This window comes from Micromonospora sp. MH33, assembly GCF_003013775.1.
In the GTDB taxonomy this organism is placed as follows: Bacteria; Actinomycetota; Actinomycetes; order Mycobacteriales; family Micromonosporaceae; genus Micromonospora; species Micromonospora fulviviridis.
In genome coordinates, this window is sequence record NZ_MUYZ01000053.1 from 1 (window position 1) to 24,470 (window position 24,470).

Genomic DNA, 24,470 nt, shown 5'->3' on the forward strand with positions numbered 1-24,470 from the left:
CAGCCGGCCGGCAGGCTCACCGACTGGGACAGCGTGTCGGTGTGGGTGCTGCCGTAGCCGTCCAGCCACGCGTTCCAGGTGCCGGTACGCGGCGGCTGTCCACTGGAGCCGTACTGGCCGATGACGCCCGAGCTGGACGACCAGACCGTGTTACCCGACTCGAAGCCCGGGTTGCCGAGCTTCTGGCCGGCCCCCGTGCAGCCGCCGGCACCGGTGACGGTCAGCGTGTAGGTCGCCGAGTGGCTCACCGCGCCGGCGCCGGTGACGGTCACCGGGTAGGTGCCGGACGGGGTGCTCGCCGTGGTGGCGATGGTGAGCGTGGACGAGCCGCCGGAGGTCACCGAGGACGGGTTGAACGACGCGGTGGCGCCGCTCGGCAGGCCGGACGCGGAGAACGTCACGGTCTGCGCGGTCCCGCTGGTGGTGGCGGTGGCGACGGTGGTGGAGACCGAACCGCCCGCGGTCACCGAGCCGGAGGTCGGGGAGAGCGAGACGGAGAAGTCGTTGCCGGTGGAGCCGCAGGGCGCGTCGTTGCCGGCCACGTTCACCGCGGTCCACGCCGCCTGGACGGTCTTGTACTCGGTGGAGCAGTTGCCGTACAGGTCGGTCGCCGCCTTGAGGGTGTAGGCCCGGGCGGTGTTCGACGGGGTGGTGGTGTTGACGTACGAGGTGTTCGAGGTGAAGTACACGTCGAGCGCCCGGTACCAGATCTTCTCCGCCTTGGCGCGACCGATGCCGGTCACCGCCGGCGCCGAGCCGCAGACCGGCGACGTGCCGTACGCGGTGGAGCCGGTGCCCTCGGCGAGGTTGAAGAAGAAGTGGTTGGCCACGCCGGAGGAGTAGTGCACGTCCTTGTTCTTGGTGCTGGTCGACCAGCAGGAGTCGGACGAGCCGTCCAGCGACGGGTTGTACATGTAGCGCAGCGGCGTGCCGTTGCCGTTGATGTTGATCTTCTCGCCGACCTGGTAGTCGCCCGGGTCGCTCGGCGCGGCGGCGTAGAACTCCACCATGTTGCCGAAGATGTCGCTGGTGGCCTCGTTGAGGCCGCCGGACTCACCGGAGTAGACCAGGCCGGCGAGCGCCTCGGTGACACCGTGGCTCATCTCGTGGCCGGCGACGTCGAGCGAGACCAGCGGACGGGAGTTGCCCGAGCCGTCGCCGTAGGTCATCTGGGAGCCGTCCCAGAAGGCGTTGACGTAGTTGCTGCCGTAGTGCACCCGGCTCGGCACGCCCGTGCCGTTGCCGAAGATGCCGTTGCGGCCGTGCGTGTCCTTGAAGTAGTCGAAGGTCTTCGCCGCGCCGAAGTGGGCGTCGACGCCGGCGGACTGCCGGTTCGAGTTGGTGCCGTTGCCCCAGTTGTTGTCGGGGTCGGTGAAGGTGGTGCAGGTGCCGCCGGTGGTGTTGTTCATGTCGCAGGTACGGCCGTTGCCGTGCGACGGGTCCACCATCTGGTAGGTGCTGCCGGAGAGCGTCGTGTCGATGCTGACCGTGCCGGTGTAGATGCCCTGGCCGCTGCCGACCACCGTCTCGATCTCGTCGTAGGAACCGAGCACCTTGCCGGTGGTCGCGTCCGTGACCACGTGCAGCTTGGACGGCGTCTGCTTGTCCGCCTTCCAGCCGCTGGCAACGGTCTCCCAGGCCAGCCGGCCGGTGCCGGAGCTGGCGTCGACGAAGAGCTCGGGGGCGCCCACCGAGGTGAGCGAGCCGGAGAACGCCTTGCGCGCGCTCGCCTTGGCGGCGGCCGAGCCGACCTTGGCCGTGGTGTTCAGCGTGAGCGGCGCGACCAGGCCGACCGAGGTCCCGGCCATCGTGCCGTTCGGCGCGGTGTGCACGACGAAGTCGCCGCCGTAGACGCGCAGGCCGTGGTAGGTCCGCGCGTACCGGGTGTGGGTGGCTCCGGACGGGTCCACCTTCGTGCGGACGGCCTGGTACGCCTCTCCGCTGGCGCCCTGGACGGCACCGGGGTTGGCGCGGAGCAGGCTGTCCGCACGGGTTACGGCGGACTCGGGGGTCGGGACGCTCGGGGTTGCCGCGTACGCCGTGGTGGTGACGCAGGTCAGCACGCCGCTGGTGAGCAGCGCTGCGCTGACGGCGGCGACGGATCTCTTCACGGGCCCTCCTGAAGGGGGGAAGTTGTGACGGGGGTAGTCACTGATGTAGATATAGCGATACATCGAAGAAGGTGAAAGAGGGCGAGCGCTTTCCTGCCGGAGACACTGTCCGTTCGGATGAGGCGGCGCAGCGTGTCGGAACCGGGTGGCTCCGTCGTGCGTCCGATCGGCATGAGAGCCACCCCTGTCGCGGCGACCCTCCTCGCCGCGCTTCTCACCCCGCTCGCCGGCTGCGCCCAGAACGGCGGCGCCCCCGCGTCGCCCGGCCCGGCCCCGACCACCGCCGCGCCGGGCGTGCCGGTGGTGCTGACGAAGTCCGGCGGCATCGTCGGACTCAAGGACACCGTCACCGTGCGGCCCGACGGCGGATGGACCCGGGTCGACCGGACCGGCGCCTCCCGTACCGGCCAGCTCAGCGCCGCCGACCTCGACCGGCTGCGGCAACTCGCCGCCGACTCGCGGCTGGCCGCCGAGGCCGCCGCCACCGTCCCGGCGACCATGTGCGCGGACGCGTTCAGCTACCAGCTCACCGTTGGCCCGACCACCACGAGCTACGTGGACTGCCCACCCCAGGCCACCCCGCCGCCCGCCACCGCCGCCGTGGTCGACCTGCTCACCCGCGCCACCGGCTGATCCCCGGTCCTCACCAGTCGGCTGCCGCCGCCAGCAGCGTCCGCCGCACCGCCTGGACCTCGCGCCGGCCGGTGACCCCCGGCCGGGCCGCCAGGAAGAGCGTGTTGAGCGGGGGCACCGGCGGCGCGAGCAGCGCCCGCAGCGCGCCGGACGCCAGCTCACCCCGGCAGAGGTACGTCGGCAGCACGCTCACCCCGGCGCCCGCCACCACCGCCGCCCGGACCGCCCGCAGGTCCGCCACGACCAGGCTGGGCGTCCGGGTGAGCCGGGTGTCGAAGACGGTCCGCCAGTACCGGCGCAGGATCGGGGCCTCCTCGCCGTACGCCACCAGCGGCACGTCGCGCAGCGCCGTGGCGGTGACCGGGTCGGGCAGCCGCCCGGCCCAGGCCGGCGCCGCGACCAGCACGAACTCCTCGTCGTAGAGCGGCTCCACGGCCACCCCCCGGCGGCGCGGGCGCACGCTGGTCACGGCCAGGTCGAGCCGCCCGGCCACCAGGTCGTCCACCAGCCGTTCCGGCAGGCCGGCCGAGACGCGCAGTTCCAGACCGTCGGCGACCGGACCGGCCAGCGCCGGCAGCACCCGCTCGGCGAGGAACTCGGCCGGCCCGCCGAGGAACACCGTCCGGGGGTACGCCGTGCTCGGGTCCTCGGCCAGCACAGCGGCGAGCCGGTCCAGCGGGTCGGCGACCCGGCGGGCCAGCTCGTTCCCGGCGGCGGTCGGGGTGACGCCCCGGGGCAGCCGCTCGAAGAGCGGCCGGCCGACCGCCTCCTCCAGCGCGCGCAGCTGGGCGGTCACCGTGGGCTGGGCCAGCCCGAGCAGCTCCGCCGCTCCGGTGATCGACCCCGACCGGTGCACGGCGAGGAAGCTGCGGAGCAGGTCCAGGGACACCTTCACATCAGTAAACCTATCGCCGATGCCAGCTTCACCTATTGGTCAGCTATGGATCCGCGCGCCAGCATGGTCGGCATGACTCGAGCACTCATCGCACTGACCAGTCACTCCGAGCTGGGCCGGACCGGCCGCCGAACCGGCTTCTACGTGGGCGAGGCCGCGGAGCCGTGGGAGGTCTTCCGGGCCGCCGGCTACCAGGTCGACCTCGTCTCGGTGGCCGGCGGACAGCCGCCGCTCGACGGCCGGGACGAGAACGACCAGACCCAGAACGACTTCCTCGCCACCGCCGGGGTGGCGGACACCCCGAAGGCCGCCGACGTCGACCCGACCGGGTACGACGTGATCCTCTTCGCCGGCGGCCACGGCACCATGTGGGATTTCCCCGACGACCCGGACCTGGCGCGGATCGCCCGCTCGATCTACGAGCGCGGCGGGGTCGTGGCCGCCGTCTGCCACGGCCCGTCGGCGCTGGTGAACCTGAAGCTCTCCGACGGCTCGCACCTGGTCGCCGGCAAGCGGGTGGCCGGCTTCACCAACGACGAGGAGGCGGCGGTCGGCCTCACCGGGGAGGTCCCGTTCCTGCTCGCCGACAAGCTGACCGAGGCCGGCGCCCAGCACGTCCCGGGCCCCAACTTCACCGAGCAGGTCGTGGTCGACGGTCGCCTGGCCACCGGCCAGAACCCCCAGTCCGCCCGCGCCCTGGCCGAAGCCGTCGTCAAGCTGCTCGCCGCCTGATCCCGCCTGGTCGATCATCAGGTTGGCGGCGCGGGATGTCGGCTTCGACGCCGGCAACCTCATGATCGACGGCGGGGCTCGGGGATCAGAGGCGGTAGGCCGGGGGAAGGCCGGTGGCGCGGAGGTCCGGGGGGAGGTGGGCCACGTCGTTGAGGGCGATCAGGGTGGGTGGACCGCCGGGGGTGTAGCGGATCACGGTCAGGCCGGCGTTCTGGTGGTTCAGGCCGATCCAGCGGCGTACCGGGGCCTCCAGCGCGTGCCGGACCAGCCACGCGACCAGGAAGTTGTGGGTGACGATCAACTCGCGTACGTCGCCCTCGGCGGGCGCGGTCGCGAAGCGGGCCACGGCCTCCGCCGTCACGCGCGGCCCGTCGAGTCGTTCCCGCTCGGTGAACCCGGCCAGGAAGGCCGCGTACGGCTCGGGCAGGCCGGCCGGGTCGGTGTCGTGCGGCATGTGGTCCCCGGCCCGGTCGTCCTCGTACACCGGGACACCCGGCAGTGCGGCGGCGACCAGCGCGGCCGTCTCCGCGGCGCGACGGGCCGGCCCGTGGTGGACGGCGGCGAAGTCGGTGCCGCGCAACCGCTCGCCCAGCAGCGTCGCCTGCCGGCGGCCACGCGCCGACAGGCCGGTGTCCGCCTCCTCCTCCGGCCGGTCCTGCTCGGCGTGCCGGACCAGGTAGAGCAGTCGGCTGGGCACTCGGGTCACCTCCGCGGTCGGGAGAGGCGAGACTAGTCGCCCGCTCCCGACCGCGCGGTCCCGCCGGTCAGGCGCCCGGGTGCATCTGGCCGATGCGGATCCGGTTGCCGAACGGGTCGCGGATCCCGAAGTCGATCCCGTACGGCCGCTCGGTCGGCTCGTCGGTCACGTCCACGCCCTTGGCCACCAGGTCCTCGTACGACTTGCGGGCGTCGTCGGTGGTCAGGCAGAGCCAGCCGCTCATCGCGCCCTTGGTCAGCAGCTCGCGGACCCGCTCGGCGGTGGCCGGGTCGAGGGCCGGCGGGCCGGGCTTCTCCAGCAGGATCTCGTGCTCCGGGTCGCCCGGCACGTTGACCGTGAGCCACCGCATGAAGCCGAGGTCCTGGTCGGTGTTCACCTCAAGGCCGAGCTTGCCGACGTAGAAGTCGAGCGCCTCGTCCTGGTCGAGGACGTAGATCTGGGAGCGGGAAATCGAGGTCATCGTCATGCCAGGAACGCTAGAGCAGCCCGCTGACCTGCTGCTTATCCAAAAGTGACGGGTTCGCCCCCGGCAAGGGCCGGCTGGCCGCGCTGCGCTGGATCCGGCGGACCCGGCTCGGTGACCGGCCCTGGGTCAGCGTGCGTCGTCGCGTTCGCGGCCGGTGACCGCCGCGCTCGGCCGCATCCACGCCATGGTGAAGCAGCTCGGCACGGCCACCGGCGTCACCTTGCGCCGCCGGTAGGCCGACGGTGACTCACCGACGATGTCGCGGAACGTCCGGCTGAAGGTGCCGAGGCTGCCGAAGCCGACCAGGTGGCAGATCTCGGTGACCGGCTGGTCGGTCTGCACCAGCAGGTACATGGCCCGCTCCACGCGCCGCCGTTGCAGGTAGCGGTGCGGGGTCTCGCCGAAGGTGGCCCGGAAGGTACGGATGAAGTGCGCCGCCGAGACGTGCGCGATCCGGGCCAGCGCCGGCACGTCGAGCGGCTCCGCGTACGCCCGGTCCATGGCGTCCCGGGCGCGCAGCATCGCCCGGTTCGACTCCTCGACCGCCCGGCTCACCCGACCACCAGGTCGAGTTCCCGGAGCTGCTCGGGGTCGGCCACCACCTCGATGCCGATGATCCGGTCGGTGACCGTGAAGCTGAGCGCGAGGCGGGTCCGGCCGTCCACGACGACCACCGCGCCGGGCAGCCCGTCCACGAACGCGGGGACGGCGGCCTCGGCGCGGCCGTTGAAGAAGTCGGCCACCACCGAGGAGCCGCGCGACTCCGCGGTTCCGCCCATCCGCACCGCGGCGGCGTCGGCGCGCAGCACCACGTACGGATCGAGGAGGGTGACCAGGTCGTCGAAGCGACCCTCGCGGGACGCGGTGAGGAACGCCTCGACCACCCGGCGCTGGCGAGCGGGGTCGGCGACCGGGTCGGCCGACCGGGTCTGTACCCGGCGGCGGGCCCGGCTGGCGATCTGCCGGACCGCCGGGGTGGTGCGGTCCACCACCGGCGCGATCTCCTCGAAGGAGACGGCGAACATGTCGTGCAGCACGAACACCAGCCGCTCGGTCGGGCCGAGGGTGGTCAGCACCACCTGGAGCGCCTGGCCGACCGACTCGGCGAGCAGCGCCTCCTGCTCCGGGTCCCGCCGGCCGACCGCCTCCCCCGCCGGCCCGTCCCCCGCCTCGTCGGTGGCCTCCTCGTGCCGGCTGCTGGCGGAGCGCAGCCGGTCCAGGCAGACCCGGCCGACCGTGGTGGTCAGCCACCCGGGCAGGTTGTCGATGGCGTCCACGTCGGCGCGGCTCAGCCGGAGCCAGGTGTCCTGCACAGCGTCGTCGGCCTCGGCGCCGGAACCGAGCATCCGCTGGGCCACCGCGCGCAGGCGCGGGCGCTGCTCCTCGAAGCTGCGGACCAACAGGTCGGTGTCGCTCACGGCCTCGCCATCCCCCACGGCCTCGGGTGACCGCCGTCACATCTGTCACGCCGCCGGTCCCGCCCTCGACAACCCGGTGACGGACGACGACAGCGGCCGCGCGGCGAACGCCGGCCAGCCTAACAGGACAGGACGGATGAAAATGTCTCTCGAGGCTCGCATCCAGAACCCGGCAGCCCTCCTCCCGGACGCCGCGAAGGCGGTCAACCTGCTCTACAAGTCCGCGTTCTCGGCCGGCGTGCCGGGCACCACCCTGGAACTGGTCCACCTGCGGGCCAGCCAGATCAACGGGTGCAGCGCCTGCGTCGACTCCGGCGCGCGGGGCGCGCGGAAGAACGGCGAGACCGAGGAGCGGCTCTTCGCGGTGGCGGCCTGGCGCGAGACGCCGTACTTCACCGACGCGGAGCGGGCCGCCCTCGACCTGGCCGAGCACGCGACCCGGCTCGCCGACCGGAGCGACGCCGTGCCGGACGCGGTGTGGGACGAGGCGGCCAGGCACTTCGGGGAGAAGGAACTGGCGGCGCTGGTGCTCTGGATCGCCACCACCAACTTCTTCAACCGGATCAACGCCACCACCCGGCAGCCGGCCCCGCAGAACTGGGGCTGACGGCGACGGTCCGGGGCGGGGGTGTGCACGCCTCCGCCCCGCACCGACGGGACATTCGTCAGGGTCGCGCCGGGATCAGCGGCCGGGGAGGCCGGCCAGCGCCTTCGAGCGTTGGGCGACCAACTCGGCGTAGGTGCCGTCGCGCTCGGCCCAGCGGTGCGTCAGCACGCCCTTGACCAGGATCTCGTGCGGGGTGGGCTGCTCGGACAGCATGCCCATCACCTCGTCGAGGTAGTCGTTGAGGTCCAGGGCGTGCGGATTCCTGCTCGCGATGTCCGGATGGCTGGCCACGGCCGGCGGCACCAGCTCGGCGACCTCGACGCCGGCGCCGACGAGCTGAGCGCGGAGGGCCTCCGAGTAGGCGTGCACGGCCGCCTTGGACGCGCCGTACGTCGGCGCGATCGGGAACGGCAGGAAGGCGATGCCCGAGCTGACCGTGATGATCGTGCCGACGCGGCGCTCAATGAGGTGTGGGGTGAACGCGTCGATCACCCGGATGGTACCGAGCACATTCGTCGCAATCGTGGTCTCGGCGCTGGCGAAGTGCGTCGGGTCGCGGAGATCCTCGGTGAGCATGACGCCGGACATCGTGACAACGACGTCCAGGTCCGATGCGTCAGGCGCTCGGCAAGCTCGACGGGCGGCTGTCATGAACCGCGTTGCGGTCAGCGTTGCTGTCATCCGGCCGTCTCGCGGCGGCCACCGCCGCGAAATGCCTGATGGAATTGGAGCCCCCGGCCGGGATCGAACCGGCGACATCTCGCTTACAAGGCGAGTGCTCTGGCCAGCTGAGCTACAGGGGCGTGTGGTCCGGGGTCAGCATAGCGACCGGTGGCCGGAAATCCCGTTCGGCAGGGCTCCCGAGCACGGAAAACGTCAATTTCCTGACCTCGGGGCCAACGGATCGACGCCGGGACGCGGCCACGACGGTGGAGATTGATACCGCACCGTGCCGGAGTGACCGTTATGCCGTATGCGGTCCGTCCCACCGGCTGCCCCCCGTCTTGGCAGGCTCGCCAAACCCGTTTACGGTGCAGTGACACGGACGACAGTCCGGTCGGCCTCGGCTGCCCGGTCGACCGCCCGTTGGCCGGCACCTCGGGTGCCGGTCGCTCCTTCCACTCGGATCGTCCGGCACGTTCCTGCCGGTGAAAGGAAGCGCTCCACCATGGCTACGGTCACCTACGCGAAGGCCTCCCGGATCTACCCGGGCACCGAACGCCCCGCGGTCAACCAGCTCGACCTCCAGATCGGCGACGGGGAGTTCCTCGTCCTGGTCGGCCCGTCGGGTTGCGGCAAGTCCACCAGCCTCCGGATGCTCGCCGGCCTGGAGGACGTCGACGACGGCGCGATCTACATCGACGACCGGGACGTCACCCACCTCCCGCCCAAGGCCCGCGACATCGCGATGGTCTTCCAGAACTACGCCCTCTACCCGCACATGACGGTGTACGAGAACATGGCGTTCGCCCTCAAGCTGCGCAAGACCTCGAAGTCGGAGATCGACCGGCGGGTCAAGGAGGCGGCCGGGCTGCTCCAGCTGGAGGAGTTCCTCAGCCGCAAGCCGAAGGCGCTCTCCGGTGGCCAGCGCCAGCGGGTCGCCATGGGCCGCGCGATCGTCCGCGAGCCGCAGGTCTTCCTCATGGACGAGCCGCTGTCGAACCTCGACGCCAAGCTCCGGGTGCAGACCCGTACGCAGATCGCGTCGCTCCAGGCCAAGCTGGGCGTCACCACGGTCTACGTCACCCACGACCAGGTCGAGGCCATGACCATGGGTCACCGGGTCGCGGTCATGCTCGACGGCGTCCTCCAGCAGGTGGACACCCCGCGGGCGCTCTACGACACCCCGGCCAACGTCTTCGTCGCGGGCTTCATGGGCTCCCCGGCCATGAACATCAAGACCGTGCCGCTGACCGAGCACGGCGCCGCGTTCGCCGAGCTGAACGTGCCGCTGACCCGCGAGCAGGTCGAGGCGGCCCGCGCCGAGGGCGGCGACGGCAAGGTGACCGTCGGCTTCCGTCCGGAGGACTGCGACCTGGTCAGCCCGACCGAGGGCGGCATGCCGGTCGTGGTCGAGCTGGTCGAGGACCTGGGCTCCGACGCCAACGTCTACGGCCACGCCGCGCTCGAGGGCCACAACGAGCGGTTCGTGGTCCGCACCGACCGGCGCACCATGCCGAACATGGGCGACACCGTGTTCGTCAAGCCGCGCACCGGCCGCAGCCACGTCTTCCACGCCGCCACCGGCAACCGGATCTGACGTACGCGAAAAAAAGGGGCGGCCCGCCACGGCGGACCGCCCCTTTTCGTGTCGTCGTTACGCCTCGGCGGCGCGGCGGCGGGCGACCTCGGCGAGGGTGACCGCCGCGGCGACGCTGGCGTTCAGCGACTCGACGTCGGACACCATCGGGATGCTGACGGTCAGGTCGCAGGTCTCGCCGACCAGGCGGGACAGCCCGCGCCCCTCCGAGCCGACCACCACGACCAGCGGGCCGACCGCGGCCTCCAGGTCGTAGAGGTCGGTCTGCCCGTCGGCGTCCAGGCCGACCACCATGAAGCCGGCGTCCTTGCACGCCTTGAGCGACCGGGTCAGGTTGGTGACCTGGGCCACCGGCACCCGCGCGGCCGCGCCAGCGCTGGTCCGCCAGGCGGTCGCGGTGATCCCGGCGGCACGCCGCTCGGGTACGAAGACGCCCTGCGCGCCGAACGCGGCGGCCGACCGGATGACCGCGCCGAGGTTGCGCGGGTCGGTGATCCCGTCGAGCGCGACCAGCAGCGGGGCGGCCTGCTCCAGCGACGCCGCCATCAGGTCCTCGAACGGCTCGTACGCGAACGGCGGCACCTGGAGGCCGACGCCCTGGTGCAGCACGCCGCCGGTCATCCGGTCCAGCTCGGCCCGACTGATCTCGAGGATCGCGATGCCCCGGTCGGCGGCGGTGCGGATGATCTCGTTGACCCGGTCGTCGATGTCGATGCCCTGGGCGGTGTAGAGGGCGGTCGCCGGGACCTGGGCACGCAGCGACTCCAGCACCGGGTTCCGCCCGACCAGCAGCTCCGGGCTGTCCTTGGCCGGGTTCGCCCTGCGGCCAGGGGCGACCCGGGGCCCGGACCGGCCGGCGGGCTTGCCACCGCGGCCCTTCGCGGCGGGGACGCCCCGGCCCCCGCCCTTGCCCCAGGTGGTGTCCTTGCTGCCCGGCTGGCCGATCTTGGGGGCGCGCCCCTCCTCGGCCGCCGCGCGGCGCTCCTTGTCCTGCTTCCAGGCGGTGCGCTGGGGCAGCTTCTCGGTGCCCGAGTAAGCCTTGTGCCAGGGCCGCTCGTCGGCGGGGAGGGTGCGGCCCCGGCCGGTGAGCGAGTCCTTGTTCTTGCCGCCGGAGCCCTTCGGGGCACCCGCCTTCGGCGTCAGTCGCCGGCCACGGCGCTGCGAGTTGCCGGCCATCAGTCCTGCTCTCCAATAGTCCAACGGGGGCCCTGGGGGGTGTCCTCGACGACCACGCCGGCCTGCTTGAGCTGGTCGCGTACGGCGTCGGCGGCGGCCCAGTCCTTGCGGCTGCGGGCCTGGGCGCGCTGCTCAAGGGCGAGCGCGATCAGGGAGTCCACCACGCCGCGCAGGTCGTCCGCGCGGCCACCGCCGGTCCAGGCCGGGTCCAAGGGGTCAACGCCGAGGATATCCAGCATCGCCCGGGTGGCGGCGAGCGTCGTGCGGACGGTCACATCGTCGCCGGCGGTCAGCGCGGTGTTGCCGTCCCGGACCACCTCGTGCAGCACGGCCAGGGCGGCCGAGGTGTTGAGGTCGTCGTCCATCGCCGCGACGAAGCCCGCCGGCAGCTCGCCGGGCTGCCCGGCGCCGACCCGCTCGGCGGCCCGCTGCACGAAGCCCTCGATCCGCCGGTAGGCGACCGCGGCCTCGCGCAGCGCATCCTCCGAGTAGTCGATGCGGGACCGGTAGTGGGCGGCGGCGTAGTAGTAGCGCAGCTCCACCGGGCGCACCCCGAGGGACGCCACGTAGTCGAGGTCGAGGGTGTTCCCCAGCGACTTGCCCATCTTGGTGCCGCCGATGCCGAGCAGGCCGTGGTGCACCCAGTAGCGGGCGAACGGGAGGTCGGCGGCCTGCGACTGGGCGATCTCGTTCTCGTGGTGCGGGAAGGTCAGGTCGAGCCCGCCGCCGTGGATGTCGAACTCCGGGCCCAGGTAGCGCCAGCACATCGCCGAGCACTCGATGTGCCAGCCGGGCCGGCCCCGGCCCCACGGCGACGGCCAGTAGGCGTCGGCCGGCTCGCCCGGCTTGGCGCCCTTCCAGAGCGCGAAGTCGCGCGGGTCGCGCTTGCCCCGCTCCGGTGCGTCCCCGGCGGACTGCATGTCCTCCGGCGACTGGCCCGACAGCGACCCGTACGCCGGCCAGGAGGCCACGTCGAAATAGACATCGCCGGACCCGTCGGTGGCCGGGTAGGCGTGCCCGGTCTCGATCAGCCGGGTGATCAGCTCGTGCATCTCCGGGATGTGCCCGGTGGCCCGCGGCTCGTAGGTCGGCGGCAGCACGTTCAGCGCGCGGTAGGAGTCGGCCAGGATCTGCTCGTTGGCGTACGCGATCGACCAGAACGGCCGCTCCTGCTCCATCGCCTTGACCAGGACCTTGTCGTCGATGTCGGTCAGGTTGCGGATGAAGGTGACCTCGAAACCGGAGGCGGTGAGCCAGCGGCGCAGCACGTCGTAGTTGACACCGGAACGAAGGTGGCCGATGTGCGGCGGGGCCTGGAGGGTGAGACCACACAGGTAGACCCCCACCTTGCCGGCTTCCCGCGGGACGAAGTCCCGCACCGAACGGGTGGCGGTGTCATACAGGCGTAGCGTCACCGTACAAGGGTAGCCGTCCGCGCATTTCGGGGTACCCCGGAGCCGGGTCGTACGCTGCGTGCTGTGGACACGGCGGCACGTGCGGGAGAGACGGCGCAGACCCTGGACCGGGGGCTGCGCCTGCTGCACCTGGTCGCCGACGCGCCGGGCGGGTTGACCGTCACCGAGGCGGCGAACCGGCTGGGCATCGGCCGGGCGGCGGTCTACCGGCTGGTCGGCGCGCTGACCGACCACGGCATGCTGCGCCGCGACGGCGAGGGCCGCCTGCGGCTCGGCGCCGGCGTGCTGCACCTGGCCCGGCGGGCCCAGCCGCTGCTCGCCGAGGGGGCGCTGCCCGCCCTGCGCCGGCTCGCCGAACAGGCCGGGGCGACCGCTCACCTGACCGTTGTCGAGGGCGGCGAGGGGGTCGCCCTCGCGGTGGTCGAGCCGAGCTGGACCTCGTTCCATGTGGCGTACCGGACGGGCTCGCGGCACCCGCTGGAGCGGGGCGCGGCCGGGCGGGCCATCCTGGCCGGCCGCACGGGCGCGGCCGGGCCGGTGAGCACGAGCGGCGAGCTGCAGTCCGGGGCGTACGGGGTGGCCGCGCCGGTGCTCGGGGTGCCGGGGCTGGAGGCGAGTGTCGGGGTCGTCTCGCTGACCCCGCTCGACGTCACCGAGGTCGGCGCCCAGGTGACCGCCGCCGCCGAGTCGATCGCCGCGGCCCTGTCCTGACCGGGTCCTGAGGGCCGGCGCGGCGAGGCGGGGTTGCCCGGTGCCGGCGGGTCGGGAGCCGCGTGCCGTTGCCGTTAACACACCGTCCGGGCGCGGTGGTGGTTGTCCACAGGGCGCCGCGTCAGGGCCGGTCGCGGTTGTCCACAGGGGTGTCGGGCGGCGGTCCGTCGCCGCCAGGCTGGTCGACATGCCACCTCATCCCCATCGACCGCCCGAGTTGGCCTGGCAGGTCTTCCGCGGCTCGGACGTGGTCCGGCGCGGGCTGCTGACCCGGCACCAGCTCCGGGGCGCCTCCTGGGTCCGGCTCCGGCAGGACGTCTACGCCGACGCGCGCCTCGACCGCGACCACACCCTGGCCTGCCGCGCCGCGCTGCTCCGCCTCCCGCCGGAGGCGGTGATCGCCGGACCCTCGGCGGCGTACCTGCACGGCGTCGAGCACGCGGCCGGCTTCGAGGACGCCGTGCACGTGGTGCTGCCGGCGGCGGTCCGGGCCGACTCCCAGCCCGGCGTCCGGGTGCACCATGCTCCGTCGGCACCCGAACGCAACGGCCTCCTCGTCGCTGCCGCTGGCTCGGCGGGCAGCAGGTTCCGCCCGGGCAGCGCCGCCATCGGGTCTCGCGGCACGGCGCTGACGGCGGACGCACCCGGCCCCGCCGACGGCGAGCCGGGGCCGCTCGGCCGGCCACCCCGGAGAGGGCCGGCGGAATGCGCCTGGGAGACGGCGGTGTGGTCCGATCCGCTACGGGCGGTCGCGGTCATCGACACGCTGCTGCGCAGGGGCCTGGTCAGCCGAGCCGGGTTGGCCGCGCTGGCCGACCGTGACGCCGGGCGGCCGGGCGGCCGGCGGGCGCGCTGGGTGTTCGGCCTGGCCGACCCGGGGGCGCAGTCCCCGCCCGAGTCGCACCTACGGGTACGCCTGGTGCTGGCCGGCCTGCCCCGGCCGGTCGCGCGGCATCCGGTGCGCGGGCCCGAGGGTCTCGTCCTGCATCCCGACCTGGCCTGGCCGGCGTTCCGCGTCGCCGTCGAGTACGACGGCCAGTGGCACAGCGACCTCGACCAGCTGCACCGCGACCGGCGACGGCTCGACCAGCTCGTCGGGGCCGGCTGGCTGGTGCTGTACGTGACCGGCCGGCGTCTGCACCGGGAGTTCCCCGCCCTGGTCCGCGAGATCCGCGCGGCGCTCGTCACCCGGGGCTGGCGTCCGTGAGAGATCCCCGGATCGTCGAGGAGCGGGCCGTGACCCTGCGCACGATTGTCATCGCATCGTGCAACTTCTATGGTTACAGCAGCTTGGCGTTCTCCTTGAAAGACGGGGGCTGGAGGACTGATGGGCTTTTGTTCGTGTGTTCTGCGCCGTCAGCCGGCGCGGCCGGTATGAGATTCCGACTGCTGGGCCCGCTCGCCGTCGAGGGTCCCGATCCCCGCCCGAGGCTGGACGGCCGGCGACCGCGCGCGGTGCTGGCGTTCATGCTCCTGGAGGCGAACTCGCTGCTGCGGGTGGAGCAGATCATCGACGCGGTGTGGGGCGAGTCGCCGCCCCGGACGGTCCGTACGCAGGTGCACGGCCAGATCTCCCTGGTCCGTCGATGGCTGCACGCCCTGCCGGGCATCGGGATCGTCACGCACGACACCGGTTATGTGCTGCGGGCGGATCCGTCCGACATCGACGTGGAGGTGTTCCGGTGCCTCGCCCGGCGGGGGCGCGGGCTCCGCGCGACGGGGCAGCCGGTGGCGGCGGCCGAGGCGTACCGGGCCGCGCTTCGGCTCCACGCGGGCCCGCCGCTCGGCGACATCGACGCCCCGTTCGCGCGGGCGGCAGCGGCTCGGCTCGCCGAGGAGCGGCTGGGCGTGCTCGGCGACCTGGTCAGTCTGGATCTGGAGGCGGGGCGGCACCACGAGGTGATCCCGGTCCTCTCCGGGCTGGTGGAACGCCACCCGTGGCACGAGCCGCTCTGGTGTCACCTGCTGGTGGCGCTGGAACGCGCCGGCCGTCGAGGGGAGGCGATCGCCTGCTACCACCGGGCACGCCTGCTGTTCCGCGAGGAGTTGGGCGTCGAGCCGGGGCCGGAGCTGTCCGGGACGTACCGGTCGCTGTTGAGCGCCGACCCGCCACCCGAGTCGGTCCTCCCGCGCCCTCATGCGCCGGCGGCGGTCGACGCCGACCTGAACCTCACACTCCGCCGGCTTGCGGAGGCCGAGCGGATGCTGGGCGAGATCCGGCAGCAGTTGTCCCGGCTGGGTGCCGACGTCGTGACGGCGCGGTCGGTGCTTCCGACCGCGCCGCCCACGCCGCGCCGACCGTCAGACGACGGTGCAGGTCACGAAGAGATTGCGGCTTGACCCGTCCCGCAGCAGCACGGAGAGCGTCTGACCGCGGAGTCCACACGCCTTGCCGGGGAGGATCGTGACCTGATACCGGCCGTTGACCACGCTGACCGCACCGCTGCTCGCACCCGGTTGTCCGTTCCAGGACACACCGACGACCGCGTTCAGGTCGGTGACCGGGGTGCCGTTGGCGGAGAGCCCGAAGGTGAGGGTCATGCTCCCGCCGGCGACACCGTCCGGATAGCTGCTGTCGTACTTCACCTGCCCCTCGTAGAAGCCGTCGAACGCGTATGCCGGCACCGCCGGCCGGAGGAAGTTCCCGGTCACGTGGTTGGCCAGCGCAGACCCGGAGGACATGCCGCCGTCGGCGTCGAACTGGTAGTGCACGCCGAGGTAGACCCGGCTACGGGCGTTCTCCGTGGCGGCCGCGCTGAACCCGGTGAAGCTGCGGAGCACGCCCGAGGCGTGCGGGTCTTCCGTCGTCCCGACGAAGCGGAACGCGTCGGTGCTGAAGAAGCCCTTCATCGCCCCGGCCCAAGCGGCGGCGAAGGTGGCGTGCCCGGAGGTGTACGACGGGAACGGCGGGGAGAAGTTGACCCCGTTGGTGTCCGCCGAGAGCGGCTTCCACGTGGCGTCGGGCTTGGTGTCGGCGTTGTTGTCGTCCTGCGGCTCGTGGATCGCGCTCTCCGGCCGCCACAGGTCGATGCTGGTCTGGTACTTGGTGTCCCAGGCGACGATCGCCGCATCGCCCATGGCCAGGCCGACCAGCGCGAAGAGGCGCGCGTTGCCGGCCTGGGTGAGCTTCGCCGACTTGGCCACGATCTGGGTGTGCGCGAAGAGCTGACCCGGTGGCTTGTAGGTGCCGTTCAGGTCGTTGGCCCAGAACCAGGCGGCCTGGGTCTGGTCGGCGGTCCGGGTGGTGCTGTTGGCCGCGCCCAAGCTCTTCACCTCGTTGACCTGGTCCGCGTACGCCTTGCTGGCCAGCAGTTGGGCGTAGCTGGAGTAGCCGGCGGGCGGGCCGGGGCGGAACTGGGTGTTGGAGGTCATCGCGAACGGCCTCAGCAGGCCCCAACTGGGGTCGGCCGGCTCGCCCGAGCCGGTGCGCCGCCACTGCCCGGCCACGGTGCCGTCGGCGTAGGTGGAGGTGTCCGGCGAGCCGTCGTTGGCCCGGAAACTGATCATGGCTTGGGCGCTCGCCGAGCCCATCCGCTGGCCGTCCGTCCGCGCCGAGGAACTGGGGATGTCCTGCTGCGCGGTGCTGAGGTCGGCGGCAAAGCTGATCGACGGCCAGATGCTGCGCAGCGTGTCGTATGCCGCGTAGTCGATCGCGGTCGCCAGATCCGGCCGGACCCCGGCGATCGGGGAGACCTTGGTCCGGTAGGCCTGCCCGATGCACCGATCAGCTCCGTCGGCGCAGAGGGCGGAGTTCGCGGCGTCGTAGATGGCGCCGTGCACCATCGCGCCGGCCCTGGCGAGCGGGCCGGGGGAGCCGCCGACCTGGCGGAAGGTGCGGATCAGGACGTCGTTCCAGTACAGGACGTGGTCGGTGGGTCCGGCGGCATGCGCCGGGGCGGTCGGCACGACGGCGATGGCGGTACCGACGGTGAGGGCCGTGAGCGCGGTGGCGCTCCAGCGGCGAGGGGACATGTACAACCGGCGCAATGGGACTCCTCGGTGAGGGACCTCGATCGACCGCGACTGATGGCTGCGGTCCTCACCAGGCTGGGCGCGGGGACTACGCGTCCACTACGCCGTCGCTACCGGGGCTGCCCCGCCGAGCGCGGCGAGCGCCGTGACGAGGTCGGTCAGGGTGGCCACGTGGGCGTCCGGACGGACCTCGGGCGGGCAGGGCAGGCGGTGTCGGTTCACGCAGGGCGGCCAACGCGGGTAGCGCGTCGGCGAAGGGTCGGGTGAGCGCGAACCGACGGGTGAAGAACAGCGTCGTCAGGTCGTCCAGGTGAGCGTCGAGTCCGGCCCGGGCCAGCGATCGCGCCAGCGCCGCCTGCCGGATCTGCTGCACCGGTGCGGCGCTCCGCTCCCCGAAGACCGCGTGCCAGTCCGACTCCAGGTCCGCGAGGGACAACGCGGCCGCCGCCGGGGCCAGCCGGCGCATCTCCTCAAGTACGGCCACCAGCCCGCCGGTCACCGCCGGGCGCAGGTCGAGCAGGGTCTCGTCGGCGTCGAACACCACCACGCGCAGCACGGCGGACAGCCTCTCACGTCAGGGCCGGCTCCTCGGCCCGCGCGTCGACCCGCTCCGCCCGCCCGCCGCGCAGCTCGTCCACCCGGACCAGGGCGACACCGGCCACGATCAGCGCCCCGCCGAGCAGCTGGACGGCGCTCGGCAGCTCGCCCAGCACCAGCCAGGCGATCAGCACCGCGAACATCACCTCGGTCAGCCCGACGAAGGAGGAGAGCCGCGCGCCGAGCAACCGGGCCCCGGCCACCCCCGTCAGGTAGGCGACCACCGCGGCGATCAGCGACAGGCCCACGATGGGCACCAGCCAGCTCATCTCGTGGCCGGCGAAGCTGACGTCGGCGGTGCCGGCGCGCAGCGGGAGCGCCCCGACCAGCCCGAGCAGGAGCAGCACGAGGGCGCCGACCGCCATGCCACCGCTGGCCATCACGACCGAGGGCAGCGCGGGGTCGACCCGGCCGGCGATGACGAAGTAACCGGCCAGCCCGACCCCGGCGCCGAGCCCCCAGAGGACGCCGACCGGGTCGAGGCGGCCGGCGCCGGTCAGGTCCAGCACGAACACCAGCCCGCACAGGGCGGTCAGCGAACCGGCCACCGTGAGCAGCCGGGGCCGTTGGCCGTGCACCAGCCACATCCAGCCGACCACGAGGACGATGCCCAGGTACTCCAGGAGGAGCGCCACACCGACCGGCAGGTAGCGGACCGCGTTGAAGAAGCACGCCTGGGCCAGGGCCACGCCGAGCAGCCCGAACACCACGAGCGTGCCGGCGTTGCGGCGCAGCACCGGCCACCGGCCGCGCAGCGCCAGCAGGGCGGGCACGGCCAGCACCAGCGCGGCGATGCCGACCCGCGCGAGCACCACCGCCTCGGCCGACCAGTCGCCGGTGATCAGCGGTCGGGCGAAGGTGCCCGAGGTGGCGAAGGTGAGCGCGGAGAGCAGCGCCAGGCCGAGGCCGACGCCGGGCCGTTCACGCATCGACAGCTCCTTGGGTCGACCGGACATGAGTCAAACGAGGTTATGCTGATGACGCTAGGCCGGCACCCCGACAGGAGTCAAGTTGCTGTTTGCTCATGACACCGAGTGCGGCCTGGTGGCGGCCGCGGCGCTGGTCAACACGGCCGGCCCGGACCGGGAAGGGCTGCCCGACGTGGCCGCCCTCGACGAGTTCTTCACCGCGTACGGGTGGACCGGCCGGCACGAGCACACCGAGGCGGAGCTGCGCGAGGTCCGGGCGCTGCGGCCCCGGCTCCGCCGGATCTGGTACGCCGACACCGACGAGGTGGTGGCCGTGGTCAACGGACTGCTCCGCGAGTCGCACGCGCTCCCGCAACTCGTCCGGCACGACGACGAGCCGTACCACCTGCACGCCGTGCCGCGGGACGCGCCGCTGGCCACCCGGATGGCGGTCGAGGCCGCGATGGCGCTGGCCGACCTGGTCCGGATGGACGAGCTGAGCCGGTTGCGCCGCTGCGACCACCCCGACTGCGAGAACGTGCTGGTCGACCTCTCCAAGAACCGGTCCCGCCGGTTCTGCGACGCCGGCTGCGGCAACCGGGCCGCGGTGAGCGCCTACCGGGCCCGCAAGGCGGCGTCCCACTCCTGACGCACCCCGGGCCAGTCCTCCCGGCGCAGCTCGTACCCCACCTCGCCGTGCTCGGTGCCCGGGATCGGGTCGTCGAAGGTCAGGTGGAAGGTACGGACGTGGCGCAGCCCGGCCCGGGCCATGACGGCGCGGGACCGGTCGTTGACCGCCATCGTCTCGGCCCACACCCGACGGACCCCCACCACGTCGAAGGCGTGCCGCACCAGCGCCCGCGACCCCTCGGTGGCCAGACCCCGTCCCCACGCGGAACGCCGCAGCCGGTAGCCCAACTCCCCCTCGCTCCCGTCGTCGGACGGGTCGAGCGCGAGCCAGCCGAGGAACTCGCCGGTGACCCGGTCCAGCGCGGCCCACCGGCCGAGGCCGGGATGGCGGTCGTACCGGGCCAGCAGGCGGGGCAACTGCTCGCCCCGGACGGTGTCGGCCGGGGTCGGCCGGCCGTTGGTCAGGAAGCGCATGACCTCCGGGTCGCTGTCCAGCTCGACCAGGTCGTCCACATCGTCCATGGTGAGCCGGCGCAGCCGCAGCCGCGCCGTCTCCAGCAGCACCCCGTCATCGCCCATGACCGGATGATGCCCGCCCACCTGACCCCCCGGCGAGCGGTTATCAGCGCGACGGGCGGCGCCGTGACTCAGGGGTGGGTCATCCGGAGCAGGTCCAGGGCCTCGTCGAGCTGGGTCTCGCTGAGCTTGCCCGAGTCGACGTGGCCGCGGGAGATCACCACCTCGCGGATCGAGACCTGCCTGGCCAGCGCCTCCTTGGCGATCGAGGCGGCCTCGTCGTACCCGAGGTGGCGGTTGAGCGGGGTGACGATCGAGGGCGAGCCCTCGGCGTACGCCAGGCAGACCTCGGCGTCCGCGACCAGGCCGGCCACCAGGCGGTCGGCGAAGAGCCGGCTCGCCGCGGAGAGCAGCCGGATCGACTCCAGCAGGTTGCGGCCCATCACGGGGAGCATCACGTTCAGCTCGAAGTCGCCCTGCGAGCCGGCGAACGCCACCGCGGCGTCGTTGCCGACGACCTGCGCGCACACCTGCCGCATCGCCTCGGCGACCACCGGGTTCACCTTGCCGGGCATGATCGACGAGCCGGGCTGGAGGTCGGGGATGCGCAGCTCGCGCAGGCCGGCGCGGGGGCCGGAGCCCATCCAGCGGATGTCGTTCGCCATCTTGTAGAGGCCGACGGCGACGGTGCGGAGCTGGCCGGAGGTCTCCACCAGCGCGTCCCGGGCGCCCTGCGCCTCGAAGTGGTTGCGCGCCTCGGTCAGCGGCAGCCCGGTCGAGGCACGCAACCGCTCGATCACCGCCGCCGCGAAGCCGAGCGGGGTGTTGATGCCGGTGCCCACGGCGGTGCCGCCGAGCGGCAGCTCGGCGAGCCGGGGCAGCGCCCCCTCCAGCCGCTCGACGCCGTAGCGGACCTGGGCCGCGTAGCCGCCGAACTCCTGGCCCAGGGTGACCGGGGTGGCGTCCATGAGGTGGGTACGCCCGGCCTTGACCACGGTCTCGAACTCGGCCGCCTTCTCCTCCAGCGCGCCGGCCAGGTGCTTCAGCGCCGGCAGCAGGTCCTCCACCACGGCCTGCGTGGCGGCCAGGTGGATCGACGAGGGGAAGACGTCGTTGCTGGACTGGGAGGCGTTGACGTCGTCGTTCGGGTGCACGTCGCGGCCCAGCTCCCGGCCGGCCAGCGTGGCGATCACCTCGTTGGTGTTCATGTTGGACGAGGTGCCGGAGCCGGTCTGGAAGACGTCGACCGGGAACTGGTCGTCGTATCCGCCGTCGGCCACGTGCGCGGCGGCGGTCGCGATCGCCTCGCCCACGTCCGCGCCGATCACGCCCAGCTCGGCGTTGACCTGCGCCGCCGCTCCCTTGATCTGCGCCAGGGCCTTGATCTGGGCCGGTTCGATGCCCCGCCCGGAGATCGGGAAGTTCTGCACCGCGCGCTGGGTCTGCGCCCGCCACAGTGCCTCGGCGGGGACCTCCACCTCACCCATCGAGTCGCGTTCGATCCGGTAACCGGTCGCCTCTGGAGTCGTCACGCGTTCCATCCTGCCCCGCCGCGCGGCGGTGCGCAGATGATCGCTCAGCCCAGCTCGGCGAGCAGCGCCGCCACCTCGTCCCGTTCCGGGGCGTCGAGCTGCCGGAGGAGGTCGAGGGCCCGGGTCGCGTGCGAGCGGGCGGCCGCCGGGTCGGTGGGACGCTGGCAGCGGGCGATGCCGGCCAGCGCTTCGGCCTCCTCGTGCCGGGCCCGCAGCCGGACCGCGTCCTGGAGCACCCGGCGGTAGAGGTCGAGCGCGCTCCGCACGTCACCCTGTTCGAGCAGGGCCCGGGCCAGCAGGTTGCGGGAGAGGCAGCCGAGCACCCGGTCCCCCGAGGCGGTCACCGCGATCAACGCCTCGCGGTGCAGGGCCGCCGCGGCCTCCGGCCGTCCCAGCTTCCGTTCGATCACGCCCAGCTCGTTGAGCACCTCGCCCTCGCCGAAGCGGTTGCCCTCCCGGCGCTTGAGCCGCAGCGCGAGCCGCAGGAACCGCAGCGCGCCGGCAAGATCGCCGAGCCGGGCCCGAGCGGCACCCAGGTGACCGATCGCGTTGCGCACGCTGTTCAGGTCCCCCACCTCCCGGCCCAGGGCGAGGTGCCGGCGGGAGACGGCCTGCGCCTCGGCGTACCGGCCCCAGGCCAGCAGCACCACGGTCTGGTTGTTCAGCAGCGCGGCCACGGCGGCCGGCTGTCCGGTGGAACGGGCCAGGTCCAGCGCCGCGTCCAGGTGCGCCAGGGCCGGCGCCAACTGCCAGTTCGCCCCGTACGCGATGGCCAGGTTGCGCCGGACGGTGGCCTCGCCCTCGCGGTCGCCCAGCCGTCGGCGGATCTGGAGGGCACCCTCCATGAGCTCGATCGCCTCCGGGAAGCGGCCGAGCCGGAACAGCCCGGAGGCCAGGTAGTTGCGGGTGGTGGCCACCGCGGCCTCGTCGTCGCACCGCTCGGCGGCGCGCAGGCCGACGGTGTGGGTGTCGATCAGCTCGTCCAGGTGGCCCCGGCTGAAGAGGTGGTACCAGCTCACCCGGGCGAGCTGCCAGCAGTGCGCGAGCAGGCCCTCGTCGGCCGCCAGCCGGACCAACGCCGGCAGTGTGGACCGGTTGCGGTCGAACCACGCCGGGCCCTCGATCACGCAGACGGTCACCAGGTCGGGTCGGGGCGGCTCGGGCAGCACCAGGGCGGCACGGCTGGCCGCCGGCTCCATCTGACGGGAGATCGCGTACGCCGCGTGCAGGTGGTGGTCGAGCAGCCGCCGCACCGCCTCGGCCCGCTCCCCGGGCCGCCCCGCGCCGTCCAGCAGTTGCCGGGCGAAGTCCCGCACCAGGTCGTGGAAGCGGAACCGGCCGGGATCGGGCTCCTCCAGCAGGTGGGCGTCGACCAGGCCGTCCAACAGGTCCTGTGCGTCGGCCAGTGGCAGGTCGGTGACGGCGGCCGCCACCTGGTGGTCGAAGAACGCCCCGGGATGCACGCCGAGCAGCCGGAACAGCCGCTGCGCGGCCGGGTCGAGCTGCGCGTACGACAGGTCGAAGGCCTGCCCCACCGAGCGCTCCCCGACGGACAGCTCGATCAGCGCGTTCCGGCCCGCGGCCAGCCGGTCCGCCAGGTCCCGGACCCGCCACCGCGGCCGGTGCGCCAGCCGCGCCCCGGCCAGCCGGATGGCGAGCGGCAGGTGACCGCAGCGGCGAACCACCTCGGCGGCCGCCTCGGGCTCGGCGGCGACCCGGTCCACGCCGACCACCCGGGCGAGCAACTCGACCGCCTCGTCCGGGTCGAGCACCGCCAGCGAAGAGGGCCGGCCGCCGTCGAGGCCGGTGAGCCGGCGCCGGCTGGTGATGAGCGTGAGGCAGTCCGGGCCGTTGGGCAGCAACGGCGCCACCTGGACCGCGCTGGCCGCGTTGTCGAGCACCACGATCGCCCGCCGGCCGGACAGTTCGCTGCGCCACAGGGCCGCCCGCTCGTCGGCGTCGGCGGGGATGCCCGCGGCGGGCACCCCGAGCTGGCGGAGGAGCGCGGCCAGTGCCGCCGCCGGGGTGACCGGCTCGCGCTCGCTGTGCCCGTGCAGGTCGATGAAGACGTGGGCGTCCGGGTAGCGGCCGGCGAGAGCGGCCGCAAGGTGCACGGCCAGGGTGGTCTTGCCCGTGCCGGCCATCCCGTCGATCAGGTGGATCCGGGCATCGTGCTCCTCGATCTCCTTGACCAGCCTGGCCAGTGTGTCCTGCCGGCCGGTGAAGTCGCTGATCGCCCGCGGCAGCGCCCGGACCGGGCTGGGAGCCGGTCGCTGCGACCCCGTCACGGCCAGGTCCCCGGCGAGCACGCGCTGGTGCAGCTCCTGCAACGCGGTGCCCGGTTCGATGCCGAGCTCCTCGGCGAAGATCCGGCGCCCCTCCCGGTAGACGGTGAGCGCGTCCGCCTGGCGGCCGACCGCGGAGAGGGCCAACATCAGCTGGCCGCGCAGCCGCTCCCGCAGCGGATTCCGTTCCACGCTCTCGCTGAGCTCGTCGATCAGGTCGGCCGCCCGGCGCAGCCGAAGCTCGACCTCGACGCACTCCTCCAGCACGGTCAGTCGCTGCTCGTCGAGCGCCTGCGCCCGACGGCGTACGCTCCGGCTCGCGATCCCGCTCAGCGCCGACCCCCGCCAGAGCGCCAGCGCGGACCGGTAGTGGCGGCTGGCCTCGGCCGGCTGCCCCGCGTCGACCGCCGACCGGCCGGCCTCGACGGTCTGGGCGAAGACCTCGGCGTCCAGGTCGGCCGGCGCGACCCGGATGCCGTACCCGACCGGATCGGTGACGATCGTCTCCGACGGCAGGCCGAGCGCGACGAAGCGCTGCCGCAGCCGCGACACGCAGATCTGGAGCTGGGTCCGGGCGGTTGCCGGCGGGCGCTCCTCCCAGATCGCGTCGACGAGCTCCTCGACGGGAACCATCCGGCCGGCCCGCAGCAGCAGCATGGCCAGCAGTGTCCGATCACGACCCGCCGTGATGGTGGACTCGCCGTCGCCGACCCGCAGCGGCCCCAGGATCCCGAACCGCATCTGTGCCCCCGCACGCCTCTTTGTGGACCTTCCAGCAGCGTAACCCGCTGGTCACCGCTCGCGGCGGGCGGGTGATAGCGGCGTGATAGCGGATCGACAGCACCACGCCGGAGACTCGTGCTGGGTTGCCGGGCACGGCATCCGACG

General features: G+C 73.2%; 22 protein-coding genes, 1 tRNA gene and 1 pseudogene. 8 read left to right on the top strand and 16 right to left on the bottom strand.

From position 1 onward, the window contains the following. A partial coding sequence (locus B0E53_RS11510) for a M4 family metallopeptidase (protein ID WP_107076042.1) occupies window positions 1–2,111 on the bottom strand: 2,111 nt, incomplete at its 3' end. A 171-nt stretch (window positions 2,112–2,282) separates the two neighbouring features. On the opposite strand from B0E53_RS11510, the gene B0E53_RS11515 reads away from it, so the two are divergent. Then, window positions 2,283–2,744: a protealysin inhibitor emfourin gene (locus B0E53_RS11515; protein WP_146167646.1), complete on the top strand. Its 462-nt coding sequence runs from the start codon at window positions 2,283–2,285 to the stop codon at window positions 2,742–2,744. 10 nt (window positions 2,745–2,754) lie between these two features. On the opposite strand, the gene B0E53_RS11520 is transcribed toward B0E53_RS11515, so the two are convergent. Continuing rightward, entirely contained in the window at window positions 2,755–3,639 is an 885-nt protein-coding gene (locus B0E53_RS11520; RefSeq protein ID WP_107076044.1) for a LysR family transcriptional regulator, read from the bottom strand. A gap of 72 nt (window positions 3,640–3,711) precedes the next feature. Here B0E53_RS11520 and B0E53_RS11525 point away from each other — a divergent pair, with 72 nt between their 5' ends. Further along, on the top strand, window positions 3,712–4,371 hold the full coding sequence (locus tag B0E53_RS11525; RefSeq protein WP_246835350.1) for a type 1 glutamine amidotransferase domain-containing protein: 660 nt from the start codon (window positions 3,712–3,714) through the stop codon (window positions 4,369–4,371). A gap of 85 nt (window positions 4,372–4,456) precedes the next feature. Here B0E53_RS11525 and B0E53_RS11530 read toward each other — a convergent pair whose 3' ends face one another. The 4 genes from B0E53_RS11530 to B0E53_RS11545 all read right to left on the bottom strand — a co-directional run bounded on the left by B0E53_RS11530 (window position 4,457) and on the right by B0E53_RS11545 (window position 6,973). Beyond that, a complete protein-coding gene (locus B0E53_RS11530) occupies window positions 4,457–5,068 on the bottom strand; it encodes a histidine phosphatase family protein (RefSeq protein ID WP_107076045.1) in 612 nt (203 codons plus the stop codon). A gap of 67 nt (window positions 5,069–5,135) precedes the next feature. Then, a complete protein-coding gene (locus tag B0E53_RS11535; RefSeq protein WP_107076046.1) occupies window positions 5,136–5,555 on the bottom strand; it encodes a VOC family protein in 420 nt (139 codons plus the stop codon). A gap of 126 nt (window positions 5,556–5,681) precedes the next feature. After that, the gene (locus tag B0E53_RS11540; RefSeq protein WP_210406026.1) at window positions 5,682–6,110 is read right to left on the bottom strand and encodes an AraC family transcriptional regulator; all 429 of its coding nucleotides are present in this window, start codon (window positions 6,108–6,110) and stop codon (window positions 5,682–5,684) included. Continuing rightward, a complete protein-coding gene (locus B0E53_RS11545; RefSeq protein ID WP_210406027.1) occupies window positions 6,107–6,973 on the bottom strand; it encodes a sigma-70 family RNA polymerase sigma factor in 867 nt (288 codons plus the stop codon). The genes B0E53_RS11540 and B0E53_RS11545 overlap by 4 nt, the downstream gene beginning before the upstream one ends. A gap of 142 nt (window positions 6,974–7,115) precedes the next feature. Here B0E53_RS11545 and B0E53_RS11550 point away from each other — a divergent pair, with 142 nt between their 5' ends. Then, window positions 7,116–7,580, top strand: a complete 465-nt coding sequence (locus tag B0E53_RS11550) for a carboxymuconolactone decarboxylase family protein (protein WP_107076047.1) — start codon at window positions 7,116–7,118, stop codon at window positions 7,578–7,580. Window positions 7,581–7,655: 75 nt separating this feature from the next. Here B0E53_RS11550 and B0E53_RS11555 read toward each other — a convergent pair whose 3' ends face one another. Both B0E53_RS11555 and B0E53_RS11560 read right to left on the bottom strand, forming a co-directional pair. Then, on the bottom strand, window positions 7,656–8,339 hold the full coding sequence (locus B0E53_RS11555) for an SDR family NAD(P)-dependent oxidoreductase (protein ID WP_107076048.1): 684 nt from the start codon (window positions 8,337–8,339) through the stop codon (window positions 7,656–7,658). After that, window positions 8,307–8,383 (bottom strand) — tRNA-Thr (locus tag B0E53_RS11560). The genes B0E53_RS11555 and B0E53_RS11560 overlap by 33 nt, the downstream gene beginning before the upstream one ends. A 365-nt stretch (window positions 8,384–8,748) precedes the next feature. Between B0E53_RS11560 and ugpC the strand changes: the two genes are divergently transcribed. Next, window positions 8,749–9,840 (top strand): sn-glycerol-3-phosphate ABC transporter ATP-binding protein UgpC, encoded by a 1,092-nt coding sequence (gene ugpC / locus B0E53_RS11565; RefSeq protein ID WP_107076049.1) that lies wholly within the window; start codon window positions 8,749–8,751, stop codon window positions 9,838–9,840. 57 nt (window positions 9,841–9,897) lie between these two features. Here ugpC and rlmB read toward each other — a convergent pair whose 3' ends face one another. Continuing rightward, a complete protein-coding gene (gene rlmB / locus B0E53_RS11570; RefSeq protein ID WP_107076050.1) occupies window positions 9,898–11,016 on the bottom strand; it encodes a 23S rRNA (guanosine(2251)-2'-O)-methyltransferase RlmB in 1,119 nt (372 codons plus the stop codon). Then, window positions 11,016–12,431, bottom strand: coding sequence for a cysteine--tRNA ligase (cysS, locus tag B0E53_RS11575; protein ID WP_107076051.1), 1,416 nt, complete (start codon window positions 12,429–12,431; stop codon window positions 11,016–11,018). Before cysS ends, rlmB begins: the two co-directional genes overlap by 1 nt. Window positions 12,432–12,494: 63 nt before the next feature. Between cysS and B0E53_RS11580 the strand changes: the two genes are divergently transcribed. The 3 genes from B0E53_RS11580 to B0E53_RS11590 all read left to right on the top strand — a co-directional run bounded on the left by B0E53_RS11580 (window position 12,495) and on the right by B0E53_RS11590 (window position 15,482). Continuing rightward, entirely contained in the window at window positions 12,495–13,142 is a 648-nt protein-coding gene (locus tag B0E53_RS11580; RefSeq protein ID WP_107076052.1) for a helix-turn-helix domain-containing protein, read from the top strand. Window positions 13,143–13,329: 187 nt separating this feature from the next. Continuing rightward, window positions 13,330–14,349: a hypothetical protein gene (locus B0E53_RS11585; RefSeq protein ID WP_107076053.1), complete on the top strand. Its 1,020-nt coding sequence runs from the start codon at window positions 13,330–13,332 to the stop codon at window positions 14,347–14,349. 167 nt (window positions 14,350–14,516) lie between these two features. Then, entirely contained in the window at window positions 14,517–15,482 is a 966-nt protein-coding gene (locus B0E53_RS11590) for an AfsR/SARP family transcriptional regulator (RefSeq protein ID WP_107076054.1), read from the top strand. On the opposite strand, the gene B0E53_RS11595 is transcribed toward B0E53_RS11590, so the two are convergent. The 3 genes and pseudogenes from B0E53_RS11595 to B0E53_RS11605 all read right to left on the bottom strand — a co-directional run bounded on the left by B0E53_RS11595 (window position 15,444) and on the right by B0E53_RS11605 (window position 18,640). Further along, entirely contained in the window at window positions 15,444–17,129 is a 1,686-nt protein-coding gene (locus B0E53_RS11595) for a vanadium-dependent haloperoxidase (protein WP_210406028.1), read from the bottom strand. The two genes, B0E53_RS11590 and B0E53_RS11595, sit on opposite strands and share 39 nt — an antisense overlap. A 202-nt stretch (window positions 17,130–17,331) precedes the next feature. After that, window positions 17,332–17,670: pseudogene (locus B0E53_RS11600) on the bottom strand (HAD family hydrolase); the annotation flags it as partial. A gap of 13 nt (window positions 17,671–17,683) precedes the next feature. Then, complete coding sequence (locus B0E53_RS11605) at window positions 17,684–18,640, bottom strand: EamA family transporter (protein WP_107076056.1); 957 nt, start codon at window positions 18,638–18,640, stop codon at window positions 17,684–17,686. Between the two features lie 82 nt (window positions 18,641–18,722). Between B0E53_RS11605 and B0E53_RS11610 the strand changes: the two genes are divergently transcribed. Next, the gene (locus B0E53_RS11610) at window positions 18,723–19,268 is read left to right on the top strand and encodes a CGNR zinc finger domain-containing protein (protein ID WP_107076057.1); all 546 of its coding nucleotides are present in this window, start codon (window positions 18,723–18,725) and stop codon (window positions 19,266–19,268) included. Here B0E53_RS11610 and B0E53_RS11615 read toward each other — a convergent pair. From B0E53_RS11615 to B0E53_RS11625, 3 genes are all read right to left on the bottom strand, one after another. After that, window positions 19,235–19,828, bottom strand: a complete 594-nt coding sequence (locus tag B0E53_RS11615; protein ID WP_107076058.1) for a GNAT family N-acetyltransferase — start codon at window positions 19,826–19,828, stop codon at window positions 19,235–19,237. The genes B0E53_RS11610 and B0E53_RS11615 overlap by 34 nt on opposite strands. A gap of 68 nt (window positions 19,829–19,896) precedes the next feature. After that, window positions 19,897–21,306, bottom strand: a complete 1,410-nt coding sequence (locus tag B0E53_RS11620; protein ID WP_210406029.1) for a class II fumarate hydratase — start codon at window positions 21,304–21,306, stop codon at window positions 19,897–19,899. Window positions 21,307–21,341: 35 nt separating this feature from the next. Further along, window positions 21,342–24,323 (bottom strand): BTAD domain-containing putative transcriptional regulator, encoded by a 2,982-nt coding sequence (locus B0E53_RS11625; RefSeq protein ID WP_107076060.1) that lies wholly within the window; start codon window positions 24,321–24,323, stop codon window positions 21,342–21,344. Between the last annotated feature and the right edge of the window lie 147 nt (window positions 24,324–24,470).